Source organism: Miniimonas sp. S16 (assembly GCF_057748195.1).
In genome coordinates this window covers 1354729-1369413 of record NZ_CM173242.1, presented here as the reverse complement: position 1 = coordinate 1369413, position 14685 = coordinate 1354729, and the positions used below count along the sequence as shown (strand labels likewise).

At 71.9% G+C, this 14685-nt stretch carries 9 protein-coding genes; 8 read left to right on the top strand and 1 reads right to left on the bottom strand.

All coding sequences use genetic code 11. The annotated features are described in order from the left end of the window. The first annotated feature begins 4 nt into the window (after nt 1-4). The gene (locus AC3AQ1_RS05985; protein ID WP_234417827.1) at nt 5-1708 is read left to right on the top strand and encodes a glycoside hydrolase family 43 protein; all 1704 of its coding nucleotides are present in this window, start codon (nt 5-7) and stop codon (nt 1706-1708) included. 69 nt (nt 1709-1777) lie between these two features. Beyond that, nucleotides 1778-3373: a glycoside hydrolase family 43 protein gene (locus tag AC3AQ1_RS05980; protein ID WP_234417826.1), complete on the top strand. Its 1596-nt coding sequence runs from the start codon at nt 1778-1780 to the stop codon at nt 3371-3373. Between the two features lie 371 nt (nt 3374-3744). Here the strand turns inward: AC3AQ1_RS05980 and AC3AQ1_RS05975 are convergent, their stop codons facing one another. Further along, nucleotides 3745-5373 (bottom strand): DUF1593 domain-containing protein, encoded by a 1629-nt coding sequence (locus AC3AQ1_RS05975; RefSeq protein WP_108718233.1) that lies wholly within the window; start codon nt 5371-5373, stop codon nt 3745-3747. Between the two features lie 277 nt (nt 5374-5650). Between AC3AQ1_RS05975 and AC3AQ1_RS05970 the strand changes: the two genes are divergently transcribed. From AC3AQ1_RS05970 to AC3AQ1_RS05945, 6 genes are all read left to right on the top strand, one after another. Further along, a complete protein-coding gene (locus AC3AQ1_RS05970) occupies nt 5651-7354 on the top strand; it encodes an ABC transporter substrate-binding protein (protein WP_108718232.1) in 1704 nt (567 codons plus the stop codon). Between the two features lie 66 nt (nt 7355-7420). Further along, nucleotides 7421-8422: an ABC transporter permease gene (locus AC3AQ1_RS05965; RefSeq protein ID WP_108718231.1), complete on the top strand. Its 1002-nt coding sequence runs from the start codon at nt 7421-7423 to the stop codon at nt 8420-8422. After that, the gene (locus AC3AQ1_RS05960) at nt 8416-9354 is read left to right on the top strand and encodes a carbohydrate ABC transporter permease (RefSeq protein WP_370445332.1); all 939 of its coding nucleotides are present in this window, start codon (nt 8416-8418) and stop codon (nt 9352-9354) included. Before AC3AQ1_RS05965 ends, AC3AQ1_RS05960 begins: the two co-directional genes overlap by 7 nt. Before the next feature lie 146 nt (nt 9355-9500). Beyond that, nucleotides 9501-11840: a beta-xylosidase/alpha-l-arabinosidase gene (locus tag AC3AQ1_RS05955; protein ID WP_108718230.1), complete on the top strand. Its 2340-nt coding sequence runs from the start codon at nt 9501-9503 to the stop codon at nt 11838-11840. Between the two features lie 49 nt (nt 11841-11889). Beyond that, the gene (locus tag AC3AQ1_RS05950) at nt 11890-13971 is read left to right on the top strand and encodes a hypothetical protein (RefSeq protein WP_108718229.1); all 2082 of its coding nucleotides are present in this window, start codon (nt 11890-11892) and stop codon (nt 13969-13971) included. Then, complete coding sequence (locus AC3AQ1_RS05945) at nt 13968-14657, top strand: DUF624 domain-containing protein (protein WP_108718228.1); 690 nt, start codon at nt 13968-13970, stop codon at nt 14655-14657. The genes AC3AQ1_RS05950 and AC3AQ1_RS05945 overlap by 4 nt, the downstream gene beginning before the upstream one ends. Nucleotides 14658-14685: the final 28 nt, after the last annotated feature.

Below are 14685 nucleotides of genomic sequence, written 5' to 3'. Positions count from 1 at the left end.
CGCCGTGACCGCACGCCACCTCCCGGACGAGGCCTCGGTCGTCACCCGGGAGGTGGCGTGGCGGCACGCGACCAACCCCGTGCTGCCCGCCTTCCACCCCGACCCCTCGGTCTGCCGGGTGGACCACGGCAGCCCCGGGGCGAGCGACGTCTGGTACTACCTCATCAGCTCGACCTTCGAGTACCTGCCGGGCCTGCCCGTGCACCGCTCGCGCGACCTCGTCACCTGGGAGCTCGTGGGGCACGTCGTCACCGACCAGCTCGACTACACCCGCGTGCACGACTCGGGCGGGCTCTACGCCCCCACGATCCGGCACGACGGCGAGCGCTTCCTCGTCGTGTGCACCCACCTGGGTGGGCCGGAGGGCGCGTCGGGCACCTTCATCACGACGGCGACGGACGCCGCCGGGCCCTGGACGCCACCGGTGTGGTGGCACGGGGTCCAGGGCGTGGACCCCTCGCTGCTGCTCGACGACGACGGCCGGATCTGGGCCCACGGCGGCCGCGGGGCGACCCCGCCGCAGTGGGAGGGGCACGGCGAGATCTGGGTGCGGGAGCTCGACCCGGCCACGCTCGAGCTCACCGGGCCCGAGCACGTGATCTGGTCCGGAGCGGCGGTGGGTGCGACCTGGCCCGAGGGGCCGCACCTGTACCGCCGGGGCCGGCACGTCTACCTGGTCGCAGCCGAGGGCGGGACGGGGCGGCACCACGCGGTCGTCGTCGCCCGCGCCGAGCAGCCGACGGGTCCGTTCACCTCGGCTCCGGACAACCCCGTGCTCACACACCGGCACCTCGGCCCCGAGGCGGCCGTGGTGAACGTGGGGCACGCCGACCTGGTGCAGGCGAGCGACGGGAGCTGGTGGGCGCTCGCGCTCGCCTCCCGGCTGGCCGGCGGGATCGACCTGCTCGGCCGCGAGACGTTCCTGCTGCCGGTCACGTGGCGCTCCGGCATCTGCGCCGGGGACCCCGGCGACGACGGCGACTGGCCCGTTCTCGCGCCGGGCGTCGGCACGCTCGTCCCCGAGCCGGGCGGGCCGGACGGGGTGCGTGCTGACCGGCTCGGTGGCGGCGATGGCGTCGGCGCCGGGCTGGGTGGGCTGCCGGAGCGGACCTGGATCGGCGTGCGGCGGCTGCCCTCGACGATCGCGGAGACCGGTGGGATCGGTGGGATCGGTGGGGTCGGTGGGGTCGGCGGGATCGGTGGTGCCGGCGAGGTGGCGCTGCGCGCCGGGGCCGGGCTGGGCGATCACCTGCCCGCCTTCATCGGGCAGCGGCTGCACGTGCTCGAGGGCAGCGTGACGCAGGGTCTGGGGGACGCCGTCGAGCACCTCTCGGGCCCGGCCGAGGGCGGCATCGCCGAGGTGGGGCTGGCGCTGCGCCAGTCGACCCCCCAGTGGCTGACGGTCGGAGTACGTTCCGCCGACGGCGGGACCGAGGTCGTCGTGACGCGCAGCGTCGACGGCACGGTCGAGGTCGCCGCGGCGATCGCTGCGCCGGCCGGCCTGGACCGGCTGCGCCTCACGATCACCGGCCGCGTCGGGCTCGTCGAGGCGCTCACCGCCGACGGTGCGGCCCATGAGGTCGGCCGCGTCGACGTCGGGCACCTCTCGACCACGCACGCCGGCTGGTTCGTCGGGGTCGTGACCGGGCCGTACGCCGTCGGGGACGGCGTCCTCTCCCTTCCGGCACCGGAGCAGGTGCCGGCCTGAGACGCACCGCGGCTGCTGCGTCGTCGTCCCTGATCGTCATCGTTCCCTGACCCCCGAGAGGTGCTCACCGTGACCCACCCCGTGCTGCCCGGCTGCTACCCCGACCCGTCGGTCTGCCGCGTGGGGGAGGACTTCTACCTGGTCAGCTCCTCGTTCGGCTACCACCCGGGCCTCCCGGTGCACCGCAGCCGCGACCTGCGGGAGTGGGAGCTCGTGGGGCACGCGATGACCGGGGAGAGCTGGCTCGACCTGACTGGCTTCGGCGTCTCCTTCGGGGTGTGGGCGCCGACGGTCCGGTTCCACGAGGGCCGGTTCTACGTCGTCGTGACCGTCGCGGGGGACAACGGCTCGGGCGGGCTCGACGCCACGGCCGTGGCCGGCACCTACCTGCTCACCGCCCCGGACGTCACGGGTCCGTGGAGCGCGCCGCACCGCCTGGAGGCCGAGGGGATCGACCCCGACATCTTCTTCGACGGCGACGGGCGGGCGTGGGTGTGCGCCACCCGTGACTCCCAGACCCCGGGACGCGGCCCCGGTGAGTTCTGGACGCGGGAGCTCGACCTGGCCACGCTCGACCTGGTCGGGCCCACGCACGTGCTCTGGCACGGGGCCCTGGCCGGGGCGTGGGTCGAGGCGCCGCACGTGTACCTGCACGAGGGGCGCTACCACCTCATCGGCGCCGAGGGCGGCACCGAGCGCAACCACTCCGTGACGCTCGCCGTGGCCGACGCCGTGACCGGGCCCTACCGCACCGACCCGCGCAGCCCGCTGCTCACGCACCGCCACCTCGGCGAGGGCGACCCGATCCAGAACGTCGGCCACGCCGACCTCGTCGAGGGGCCCGACGGCGCGTGGTCGGCCCTCGTGCTCGCGGTCCGCCCGGTCCAGGGGCACCACACGCTCGGCCGCGAGACGTTCCTCGTACCGGCGGCCTGGGACGAGCGCGGGTTGCTGCTGGCGCCGGGCGTCGGGAAGGTGCTCGGGGAGCCGGTGGCGCCGCCGCGGCCGGGGCGGACGGACTGGGTCTCGCTGCGCGGACCGGTCGAGCACCGGATCGTGGACTCCGGCAGCGCGGGGCGGGAGTACGGACAGGACGCGGGAGTGCCCGACGTCGAGCTCGCACCGCGGCCCGGTGCGCTCGCCGAGCGCGGTGTGCCGGCGTTCCTGGGTCGCCGGCAGCAGGACCACACGTTCGCCTTCAGCACCCGGCTCGACGTCGCCGACCTCGTGGGGCGCGAGGCGCTCGACGCCGGGATCACCGCGTTCCAGGACGAGTCGGCCCACCTGACGCTGCGGGTGCGGCGCGGCTCGACGGGGCTGGCGGGGCTGGCGGTGCTGCGGACCGGGGGTGTCGAGACTGAGCTCGCTCGGGTGCCGCTGCCGCTCGGTGACCTGGGTGAGGGCTCGCTGGGCCTGGCCATCCGCTCCGACGGGACGAGCTACACCGCGAGCATCGAGGTGCAGGGGGGCGCTGGGGAGGCTGGCGACGCGGGTGACGTGGTCGAGGGGGCGGCCGGCTGGCGTGACCTCGCGACCGTGCCGCACAGCGCCCTGAGCACAGAGACCACCGGCTCGTTCGTGGGCGTCGTGCTCGGTCTGGTCCACCAGGCGCCGGCCGACGCGGCCCCGCTGCGGTTCGGCGCCGTGGCGTACCGGCCCGCCTGAGCGGACTGCCGGCCCTGCCGGCCCTGCCGGCCTGCCGGCCCTGCCGGCCCTGCCGGCCTGCCGGCCCTGCCGGCCTGCCGGCCCTGCCGGCCCTGCCGGCCTGCCGGCCCTGCCGGCCTGCCGGCCCTGCCGGCCTGCCGGCCCTGCCGGCCCTGCCGGCCCTGCCGGCCCTGCCGGCCCTGCCGGCCTGCCCAACCCCACACCTGCCGACAATGCGTGACGGTGCTGTATCCACCGGATACAGCACCGTCACGCACGGTCGGCAACCGTGGTCGCTGCCGAGAATGCGGGTGGGAGCTCTATCCGGCTGGTTTGGCAGCGCGGCGCATTCTCGGTGGGCGCGTGAGGAGGGGGAGTGGGGCGGAGGGGCGTCAGGCGGGGCGGACGTCGAGGACGGCCCGGGCGTAGCCGGTCAGGCCGGTGGCTCCGACCACCTCGAGGATGACGTGGATCTGCTGGCCGGAAGTCGCGTCGGCCGGGACCTCGACGACGCACGACGGCGTGGCGCCGGCGGCCGCCGCTGTCTCGCCAGCCGCACCGGGCGTACCTGCGGTCTCGCCCGCGGCGCCGGGCCCACCCACCTCCAGCCCACCCACCTCCAGCCTGACCTCACCCGGATACGGCTCCAGCCCCGCCTCCCGGTAGTGCCACCACCGCGCGGTGGTGCCAGCGCCGTCGGGATCCACGACCTCGGCCTCCAGGGCGACCCGTTCGCCCGGGGCGACGGCCCGGATCCCGGCCGCTCCCAGCCCGAGGATCCGCGCCCGGGGCGGGTGGTCGGCGTCGGCGAAGGTCGGTGTCACGCTCCACCGCAGCCGCGCCGCGAGGTCGCGCTGGAAGGCGCCGAACCAGCGGGCAGCAGCCCAGTCCTTCGGCGTCTCGCGCACACCAGACGTCTCACGCACCCCAGACGTCTCGCGCGCACCAGGCCTCTCACGCCCTTCCGCCACCTCGCGGGTGTCGTGGGCGAGGTCGGCCAGGTGCTGCGCCGGGTCCTCGACCGATCGCTCCTGCCGACCGCCCCAGCCGCCCCAGCTCGCGTGGCGCCAGGAGTCAAGGCCGTTGTCGACGAGCAGCGCGAGGTTGGAGGAGTCGCCCTCGGAGATCCACGAGCCGGGCTCCTGCACCGGTGTCCACACGACGAACCCGGCCTCCCGCAGCTCGGCAGCGCTCCGGCCCCGCCCCCCGAAGTAGTCCTCGGCGTCGAACTCGGCCGCCATCCGCCTGCCATCACCCCACACCCGGTAGGCGGCGCCGATCGGGCCGACCTCGGAGACGTGCTCGCGCATCCACGATGCGCCGAGCAGCGGGGCCTCGGCGGGGTCGACGACGTCGCGGGCGCCGTAGCCCCAGATCGTCGTCGCGACGTCGCGCAGCTCGAGCCCCGGCCACTGCGGGCGCAGGTAGTCGCGGAAGGTGGAGTCCTGCTGCCAGAAGCTCGTCAGCACCGTGTGGCGGGTGATGTGCTCCCGCTGGCGCTCGCCGTCGGGGTCCTCGGCGAGGTGCTCCGCCACGGTGAGGAACGCGCGGGCGATCGTGCCGAGCCCGCCCCAGGCCTGCAGGAACAGCAGCGGAGGCGTCTCCTCCAGCGTGAGTGCGAGGAGCTCACGGACGATGAGGTCGGAGCCGGGGGTCGGTGAGGCCATGTCGCCCTCGGCGGTGATGTTCCCGACGGCGACCAGCGAGCGCAGGTGCGCCGGGTCGGGGTAGCGCTCGTCGTGCACGAGCAGGTTCGGGTGGGCCAGGGCGTAGGCGCCGAGCGCCTCGTCGATGTGCCAGGGCACGTCAGCCGGCGGCCAGCGCTTCGCCGGGATCCCGCGCGCGGGATCGCCGCTGGAGTGGAAGCGGCTGGAGGCGTAGACCAGCCCGCGCAGGTCGATCTCGTTGGCGTAGAGGACCAGCCGCAGGATCGAGTTGAGGTCGTCGAGCTCGGGGTCGGTCGTGACGACGGTGCGGGGCCGGTGCCGGGACAGGAGACGCTCGCGCTCGCCGGGGGTCATGAGAGCCAACCAACCAGAACTGAGGGGGTCCGCTCAGGTCGAACCTGATTCGAAACCTATCGATGACAGCTCTCGATCGGGGCGATGCTGCGGCGCCGCGGTTCTGCCGCCGGGACGGTGACCAAACTGTGACCTGAGGCACTTGACTCGTCAATGTGAACGCGCACATACTGACTCTGCTATCGGAAGTTGCGTCGATAGTTGCGAGTCGGAGGGAAGCCTCCGGCCCCACTGGCTGCCCGGCAACGACGTCGGGTGCAACTCGAAGAGGAGAGTCATGTCAGGTGTGCTGAGGAACGCAGGTGCGCGGCGGCGTGTGGTGGCAGGCGCTGCCACGCTCGCGGCCACCGCCATGGTGCTGAGTGCGTGCGGTGGCGGAGGCGGTGGCGGCAACAACGAGGCCGACGGCGGAACAGGAGAGAGCGCCGAGGGCGTCCAGCTCGAGTGCTCCCAGGAGAGCGCGGCCGACGCGCAGTTCAAGGCTGCGGAGCCGGTGGAGCTGGGCATCCTGTGGACCGACTGGCCCGAGATGCCGGTCAAGGACTCCTGGCAGCTGTTCGACGAGATCGAGGCGCGCACCAACGTGCGCCTCGTCCCGACCCACGTCCCGTTCAGCGACCGGGTGGAGAAGCAGAGCCTGCTCATCTCCGCCGGTGACGCGCCTCCGCTGATCCCGCTGATCTACACCGGCGACGAGAAGCAGTTCGCCGCCTCGCAGGCCGTGCTCCCGCTCAGCGACTACTCCGAGTACATGCCGAACTTCAACAAGTACGTCGACGAGTGGGACCTGCGCGAGATGGTGAACAACCTCCGCCAGGACGACGGCAAGTACTACATGACCCCGGGCCTCCAGGAGGTCTCGGTCCCGGTCTTCTCCGTGATCATCCGCAAGGACATCTTCGAGGAGGTCGGCGCCGAGGTCCCCAACACCTGGGAGGAGCTGCGCACCGCGCTGGAGAAGATCAAGGCCGCCTACCCCGACAGCTACCCGCTGGGTGACGGGTTCGAGGGCGCCTCGATGCTCAACTACGCCGCGCACGCGTTCGGCACCGTCGCCGGCTGGGGCTTCGGCAACGGCACGTTCTACAACACGGACACGGACGAGTTCGAGTACGCCCCGACCACCGAGGGCTACCACGAGATGGTCGAGTACTTCCACGGCCTCGCCGCCGACGGCCTGCTCGACATCGAGTCGTTCACGCAGTCGAACGACGGCGCCGGCACGGTCAAGGAGAAGGTCGCCAACTCGAAGATCTTCGCCGCCTCCGGAGCACCCGGCACGGTGAACGAGTTCGCCATCGCCGCCGCCGAGGTTCCCGGCGCCGAGGGCGCCGAGTTCATCCAGATCGCCCCTCCCGGCGGCCCGGCCGGTGACGTGGTGGAGCCGCGTGGCTTCTGGCACGGCTTCATGCTCACCTCCCAGGTGAAGGACGACCCGAACCTGTGCACCTACCTCCAGTTCGCCGACTGGCTGTACTACAACCCCGAGGCGCGTGAGCTGATCCAGTGGGGCGTCGAGGGAGAGACCTACACCAAGGAGGACGGCGTCTTCACCCTCCTGCCGGAGTTCAAGCTCGAGGCCTACAACCTCAACATGGACACCGGCACGATCGACATCGCCAAGGACCTCGGTTGGGCGAGCAACGTGTTCGCCGGTTCGACCGAGTCGCGCGAGCTGAAGGAGTCCTACAACTCGGCGGAGTTCGTCGACTACATGGACTCGGTGCTCTCCTCGCGAACCCCGCGTGACCACTTCCCGCCCGCACCGCTCAACGAGATGGAGCTCGAGCAGGCCTCCCTGATCTCGACGGCGCTCAAGGACACGGTCGACACGGCGACGATGCAGTTCATCGTCGGCCAGCGTGACCTCTCCGAGTGGGACACGTTCGTCTCGGAGCTGGAGGGGCAGAACCTCCAGACCTACCTCGACCTCGTCAACGGGGCCGCGGACCGCTACGCCGAGGCTGTCAGCGACAGCTGACCCGGTGCTTTCGAGGTGGCGGGTCGACCGCGAGGTCGGCCCGCCACCCGTCACCAAGGAGTCTCGATGACCAACACCACTGCCGTGCGGGCTGATGAGCTCGCGGAGGTCGAGCAGCGGTCGGCGCCACGGCGCAGACTGCTCCGTCGCACCGATCGGGCACCGAAGGTGCCGTGGAAGATCGACCTGCGACGCAACTGGGTGCTCTACGCGATGGCACTCCTCCCGGTGATCTTCCTGCTGATCTTCCGGTACCTGCCGATGATCGGGAACGTCATCGCGTTCCGCCGCTTCCGACCGGGCGGCAACATCTTCGGCGAGTACTGGGTCGGCACCTACTACGTCGACATGTTCCTCAACGACCCGCAGTTCTGGAAGGTGTTCGCGAACACCGCGATCCTCGGCGGACTGACGCTGCTGGTCTGCTTCCCGCTGCCGATCGTGCTGGCGCTGCTGCTGAACGAGGTCCGCAAGAAGGCGTTCAAGCGCACGATCCAGTCGATCTCGTACCTGCCGCACTTTCTCTCGATCGTGATCGTCGCCGGCATGGTGATGCAGCTCCTCTCGGTCCAGGGCACCGTGAACCAGATCGTGACGGCGCTGGGCGGCGACGCGATCCCGTTCCTGGAACGCGCCGAGTGGTTCCGGACCGTGTACGTCACGTCCGAGGTCTGGCAGACCGTCGGGTGGGGCACGATCCTCTACCTCGCCGCACTCACCACGGTCGACTCCTCGCTGTACGAGGCCGCCAGGATCGACGGCGCCAACCGGCTGCGCCAGACCTGGCACGTCACGCTCCCCGGCATCAGGCCCACGATGGTCACGCTGCTGATCCTCAACGTCGGAACCTTCCTCAACGTCGGTTTCGAGAAGGTGCTGCTGCTGTACAACCCGCTCACCTACTCCACGGCTGACGTCATCTCGACCTACCTCTACCGGGTCGGTCTGGTGGCGAACAACTTCAGCTACGCGGCGGCCATCGGCCTCTTCCAGGCCCTCATCGGTCTGGCCATGGTGCTGACCGCCAACCTTGTGTCCCGTCGAGTGGTCGGAGCGAGCCTGTGGTGACCCAGAGCATCTCCAACACCGTCAAGGTCTCCTCTCGCGGCGGTGCCGCCGTGGGGCCGCGTGACACCCCCGGCTACCGCGTCTTCACCTGGCTGAACGGGATCGTGCTGATCCTGGTCTGCCTCCTCATGGTCTACCCGTTCGTGACCCTCATCGCCCAGTCGTTCTCGAGTCCGGGGGCGATCAAGGCGGGCCGCGTGAACTTCTGGCCCGTGGGCTTCAACACCGAGACCTACGCCGCGGTGATGCAGAACGGCATGTTCTGGACCAACTACCGCAACACCGTGGTCTACACCGTCGTGGCGACCCTCATCGCCATGGTGCTCACCACCCTGATGGCGTACGTGATCGCCAGGCAGCACCTGCGCTCGCGCAACTTCCTCATCGGGATCGTGGTGTTCACCATGTTCTTCAACGGTGGCCTCATCCCGAACTACGTGCTGATCTCGGCGCTCGGCATGAAGAACACCATCTGGGCGATCGTCATACCCGGGGCCATCTCCGTGTTCAACCTGCTGATCATGAAGTCCTTCTTCGAGAACCAGCCGCGTGAGCTCGAGGAGGCGGCCCAGATCGACGGGCTCGGCTGGTGGGGGATCTTCACCCGGGTCGCGCTGCCGCTGTCGAAGGCCGTGCTGGCCACGATGATCCTGTTCTACTCGGTGGCGTTCTGGAACGACTGGTTCTCGGCCTTCCTCTACCTCGATCGCCAGGAGCTGTTCCCCGTCACGCTCTTCCTGCGCAACCTCATCGCCGGGGCCTCCACGGCCGCGTCCGAGGGGGCCGCGATCTCGAACCTGTCGGTCCAGCAGATCAGCGAGAACATCAAGGCCGTGGCGATGATCCTCACGATCATCCCCATCCTGTGCGTCTACCCGTTCGTCCAGCGGTACTTCGTCTCGGGCGTGATGCTCGGCTCCGTCAAGGGCTAGTCGCCACCCGTGGTCGCCTCCTCCGGGGTGACCACGGGTCGGCTGAGGCGCCCCGCAGCCGACCCGAGACCCTGCAGTCCCCTTCTCATCCGCGCTGCCCACCTACCGTGGGCGGGCTCGACCCGTCCCGAGAAATGCCTGGAGCCATGACCTCCCACCTCATCACCCCCGCCGGATCCAGCGAGCCGTGGCGCGATGCCTCGCTCCCGGCGTCGGCCCGCGCCGGTGCCCTGCTCGCGGAGATGACGCTCCAGGAGAAGCTGAGCCAGCTCGTCGGCCTCTGGGTCGGCGCCGACGCCTCGGGCGGTGAGGTCGCGCCGAACATGGCCACCATGACCAAGGACGCCCCCTCCTTCGCCGAGGCGATCGTCGACGGGCTCGGGCAGCTGACCCGTCCGTTCGGTACCGGGCCCGTCGACCCCGTCGTCGGGGCCAGGTCGCTGGCTCGCTCCCAGCGCTCGATCATGGCCGCCAACCGGTTCGGGATCCCGGCGCAGGTGCACGAGGAGTGCCTGGCCGGCTTCGCCGCCTGGAAGGCGACCGCCTACCCGGTCCCGCTCGCCTGGGGGGCCTCGTGGAACCCGGAGCTGGTCCAGGTGATGGCGGAGGAGATCGCGCGGTCGCTGCGGTCGGTCGGCGTGCACCAGGGGCTCGCGCCGGTGCTGGACGTGGTCCGCGACTACCGGTGGGGTCGGTGCGAGGAGACGGCGGGCGAGGACCCGCTGCTCATCGGGAGTCTCACCTCGGCCTACGTGCGCGGTCTCGAGGGCGAGGGAGTCGTCGCCACCCTCAAGCACTTCGCCGGCTACTCGGGCTCGCGCGCCGGCCGCAACCACGCCCCCGTCTCGGCGGGGTGGCGTGAGGTCGCGGACGTGTACCTCCCGCCGTTCGAGATGGCGCTTCGCCTCGGTGGCGCCAGGTCCGTCATGAACTCCTACGCCGAGGTCGACGGCGTCCCCGGCGCTGCCGACGAGGCCCGCCTCACCGGACTCCTGCGCGAGACGTGGGACTTCGCCGGGGTCGTGGTGGCCGACTACTTCGCGATCGCATTCCTGCGTTCCATGCACGAGATCGCCGACACCGACGCCGACGCCGCACGGCTCGCCCTCACCGCCGGGATCGACGTGGAGCTGCCGTCGGTCGCGACCTTCGGGGCTCCGCTGCTGGAGGCCGTGACGTCGGGTCGGGTCCCCGAGCACCTGGTCGACCGAGCGGTGCTCCGGGTCCTCACGCAGAAGATCGAGCTGGGCCTGCTCGACGCCGACTACGACCCGGAGCCGAGCGGCCCCGCCGATCTGGACACGCCGCAGCAGCGCGGGACGGCGCTGGCGCTCGCGAGGGAGTCGGTGGTGCTGCTCGCGAACGACGGCGTGCTCCCGCTGGCCCCGGGCGCGCGGGTCGCCGTGGTGGGTCCCCTGGCCGACGACCCGTACGCGATGCTCGGCTGCTACTCCTTCCCGGCGCACGTGCTGGCCCACCACCCCGATCACGAGCTGGGCATCGAGGTGCCGAGCGTGCTGGCGCAGCTGCGGCTGCACCACGACGGACCCGTCACCCACGCCGTCGGCTGCGACGTCAGGGAGCCGGGGACCGCGGGGATCGCCGAGGCCGTCGAGGTCGCTCGGAGCGCCGACGTCGCCGTCGTCGTCGTCGGTGACCGGGCCGGCCTGTTCGGCCGCGGGACGTCGGGGGAGGGATGTGACGCGCCGGACCTGAGCCTGCCGGGGGAGCAGGACGAGCTGGTGCGGCAGGTGATGGCCACCGGGACGCCCGTCGTCGTCCTGGTCGTCTCCGGTCGTCCCTACGCCCTGGGGGAGCACGCGGAAGGCGCGGCCGCCCTCGTGCAGGCCTTCTTCCCCGGTCAGGCGGGCGGTCAGGCGCTGGCCGAGGTGCTCACGGGACAGGTCAACCCCTCGGGTCGACTCCCGGTGGGGGTGCCCCGCGATCCCGGCTCGCAGCCGGGGACCTACCTGACCCCGCCCCTGGGGGCCCGCAACGGCGTCACGAACCTCGACCCCACCCCGCTCTACCCGTTCGGCCACGGCCTGGCCTACCACCGCGCGAGCTGGGGCTCCGCCGTCGTCGGGCAGGACGAGTGGGGGACCGACGGCGAGGTGGTGGTGAGCCTGGACCTGGCCAACGAGAGCGAGGCCGAGGCGGCCGAGGTGGTGCAGCTGTACCTGCACCGGACCGGCACCCAGGTCACCCGCCCGGTGCGCCAACTGATCGCGTTCCACCGCGTCGTGCTCCCGCCTGGGTCGACGAGGCAGGTCCGGTTCCGCCTGCACGCCGACCTCACCTCCTTCAGCGGTCTGCGTACCCGGGTGGTCGAGCCGGGCGACGTCGAGCTGCTCGTGGCGAGGTCGAGCGCTGACGTCCACGCGACGCTCCCGATCACCTTGACCGGCGAGCTGCGCGAGGTCGGGGCCGACCGCGTGCTGCTGGCCGAGACGAGCGAGCACGCCGCGCTCGAGGTCGTGCGATGAGCACCGAGACGCGCACCGAGCTGCTCCTCGGCCTGAGAGGGGGAGACCGATGACGACGACGCAGGCGACCACCGCCGTCGGCCCCACCACGTCCCTGCGGGTGACGGCCCGCAGCGCGGCACACGAGTCGACCGAGTACGGGGATCCCGTCGCGCTGGGGCTGGCGGTGGAGGTCGCCGTCGCCACCACGGGGCCCTGGCCCCGCACCGTCACGCTGTCGGTGACGAACACGTCCGAGGCGGACTTCCTCGGCGTCGTCCACGCCGAGGTCCTCGGCGACCTGGCAGCACCCGATGAGCACCACCCCCCGGCCACCCGCCCCGACCCCGGCTTCCTGCTGCCCGGCTTCCTCGTCGGACGCAACCGCGGTGAGGCCCCGATGGAGGTCACCCGACGCTTCCCGCGGCTGCGGCCCGGCACTGCCTCGATGCCCGCCTCGCCGTGGTGGATGGTGCGCGCGGACCGCCTCACCCATCCGGTCGCCGCGGCCGTGGGTCGCGGCCGGCTGGTGGCCGTCAGCGCGAGCCCCTACCTCGTGGGGAGTCCCGCTGGGCGGATCGGGTGGTCGCCCGGGGCGTCAGGTGCGTTCGCCGAGTTCACCGGCTTCACCTGCTCGCTCGAGAACGGGAGCGTGGGTGTCACCCTCGGCTCGGAGTCGGCGCCGTGGAGCTTCGTGCAGTCCACGGACGTCAGCGAGCGAGCACCGCTGGAGACGGGGGCGACCCGCATCCGGCCGGGGGAGCACCTGACGATCGACCTCACCGTGTGGGACGTCCCCGCCGCCGGTCCCGACGCGCTGGACGCGGTCGTCGAGCACGTCTACCGCGCGTTCCACACCCCGCCGCGCCCGGTCGGCGACCCGCGACGCGCCGCCCGCGAGCTCGCGACCGCCGTCCGCGACGCCGCCTGGCTCGAGGACCTCGGCGCGTACGCCGGCTTCGTGTTCCAGGCCGCCGACGGCTCCCGCACCTACCGGGAGCTGCCCTCGCTGACGTGGACGAACGGACTGGCCGTCGCCACCCCCATGCTGCTGGCCGCGCTCAGGCTGGACGACGGGGAGATGCGGCGCCAGGCGCTGCACTTCCTCGACGGCGTCGTGAAGGAGTCCCTCAACCCTCGCTCGGGTCTGCCCTTCGACAGCAAGGTGGCGGGGGAGTGGGCCGTCGGAGGATGGTGGTTCGACCTGCTCCCGGCTGCCGGCCACAGCGGCTACCTGGTGGGCCAGGCCGTCGTGCACCTGCTGGACGCCTACGACCACGAGGCCCGTCTCGGTGACGGTCCGCGGCAGGAGTGGCTCGCGTTCGCAGCCGGGGTGATCGACCGGCTCCAGCTCTCCCGGGACCAGCGGGGGGAGTACCCCTACCTGCTCTCACCCGACGCGGGGACCGGGATCGAGTACGACTCGACCGGCCCGGTCTGGGCACTCGCGGCGGCCGCCCGGTACGTCCAGCTCACGGGTGACCGAGCCCATCTTCCCGACCTGCTCGCGAGCGAGGCCCACTACCACCGGACCTACGTCCAGCCCCGGGAGTGCTACGGAGGTCCGCTCGACGTCGCGAAGGCGGTGGACTCCGAGGGGATCCTCGGCTACATCAAGGCGGTGCGGTGGCTGCACGAGGTCACCGGCGAGCAGGACCTGCTCGACCACCTGCGCGACGCCGTCGCGTACGAGCTGACCTTCCGCTTCGGGTGGAACGTTCCCGTGCAGGTGCCACCGCTCTCGGAGATCGGCTGGTCCAGCGTCGGCGGCTCGGTCACCTCGACGGCGAACCCGCACATCCACCCGATGGGCTCGCTCATGGTGGACGAGCTGCACTACTACCTCCGCCACCGCGAGGACCCCTATCTGGCCTCCCGGCTGAGGGACGTCGTGGGGTGGGGCTGCCAGACCTACAACCTCACGCCGCACGAGTACGGCCACGGTGACGTCGGGTGGATGTCCGAGCGCTTCTGCTACTCGGAGGGGCTGCTCACCGAGCGCTACCCGGACGGGTCTCCTGCGAGCACCTGGTTCTGCCTGATGCCGTGGGCCAGCGGGTGCGTCATCCGTGGCATGGTGGGAGATCTCTGGGACGAGACCGCAGGCACCGACGCCCCCGAGACCTCCACGCAGAACGGAGCCCATCGATGAGCAGCAGCTCCCGCGAGCTCGGCACGGGGCCCCTCTCCCTGCTGGCGCTGTCCGTCGCCCGGCACGCCCTGCTGGCGCTGTGCCTCGTGCTGGCGCTGCTGCCCGCCCTCGTCGCGACCTTCCTGCTCGGCTCCGAGGTCGGCAACGTCGGGTGGGTGGTGATGGCGCAGATCCCGGTCGTCCCGGCGCTCTCGGCCGGGCTGTTCGCCGTGCGCGCGTGGCGCCGCAACGACGACGCTGGCGTCTGGCGGGAGTTCTGGCGGGGCTACCGGCTCAACCTCCGCGACACCCTGCGCTGGTGGGTGCCGACCCTCGTGGCGGGATCGATGCTCGCCCTCGCGATCGCCTTCGCCGACAGCGTTCCCGGCGGTCCGCTCATCCGACCGGTCGCCGCCGCGATCGCCGTGGTGCTGTTGCTCTGGTCGGGGCAGGCGCTCCTGATCAGCTCGTTCTTCGCGTTCCGCACCCGGGACGTGGCCCGGATCGCCGCCGCGATGCTCTTCCAGCAGTGGCGCGTGACGCTGGTGCTGGTGTCGTTGACGGTGGTCGCAGCGGCGGTGATGGTGATCGGCTCCGAGGTGCTGCTCGCCCTGCTCGCGTGGGCCTTCGTGAGCCTTCTCGAGGTGGTCGCCCGCCCGCTCGTGGAGCAGGTGACCGCGCAGTTCACGCAGCAGCCCGAGGCCTGAGCCGCGCCTCGAGGTCCTCGTCCTTCCC

Excerpts from the sequence above, each read along its gene's own strand:
- AC3AQ1_RS05950 (WP_108718229.1), top strand. The coding sequence starts at position 11,890 with ATGACGACGACGCAGGCGACCACCGCCGTCGGCCCCACCACGTCCCTG.
- AC3AQ1_RS05965 (WP_108718231.1), top strand. The coding sequence starts at position 7,421 with ATGACCAACACCACTGCCGTGCGGGCTGATGAGCTCGCGGAGGTCGAG.
- AC3AQ1_RS05975 (WP_108718233.1), bottom strand. The coding sequence starts at position 5,373 with ATGACCCCCGGCGAGCGCGAGCGTCTCCTGTCCCGGCACCGGCCCCGC.
- AC3AQ1_RS05945 (WP_108718228.1), top strand. The coding sequence starts at position 13,968 with ATGAGCAGCAGCTCCCGCGAGCTCGGCACGGGGCCCCTCTCCCTGCTG.
- AC3AQ1_RS05970 (WP_108718232.1), top strand. The coding sequence starts at position 5,651 with ATGTCAGGTGTGCTGAGGAACGCAGGTGCGCGGCGGCGTGTGGTGGCA.
- AC3AQ1_RS05955 (WP_108718230.1), top strand. The coding sequence starts at position 9,501 with ATGACCTCCCACCTCATCACCCCCGCCGGATCCAGCGAGCCGTGGCGC.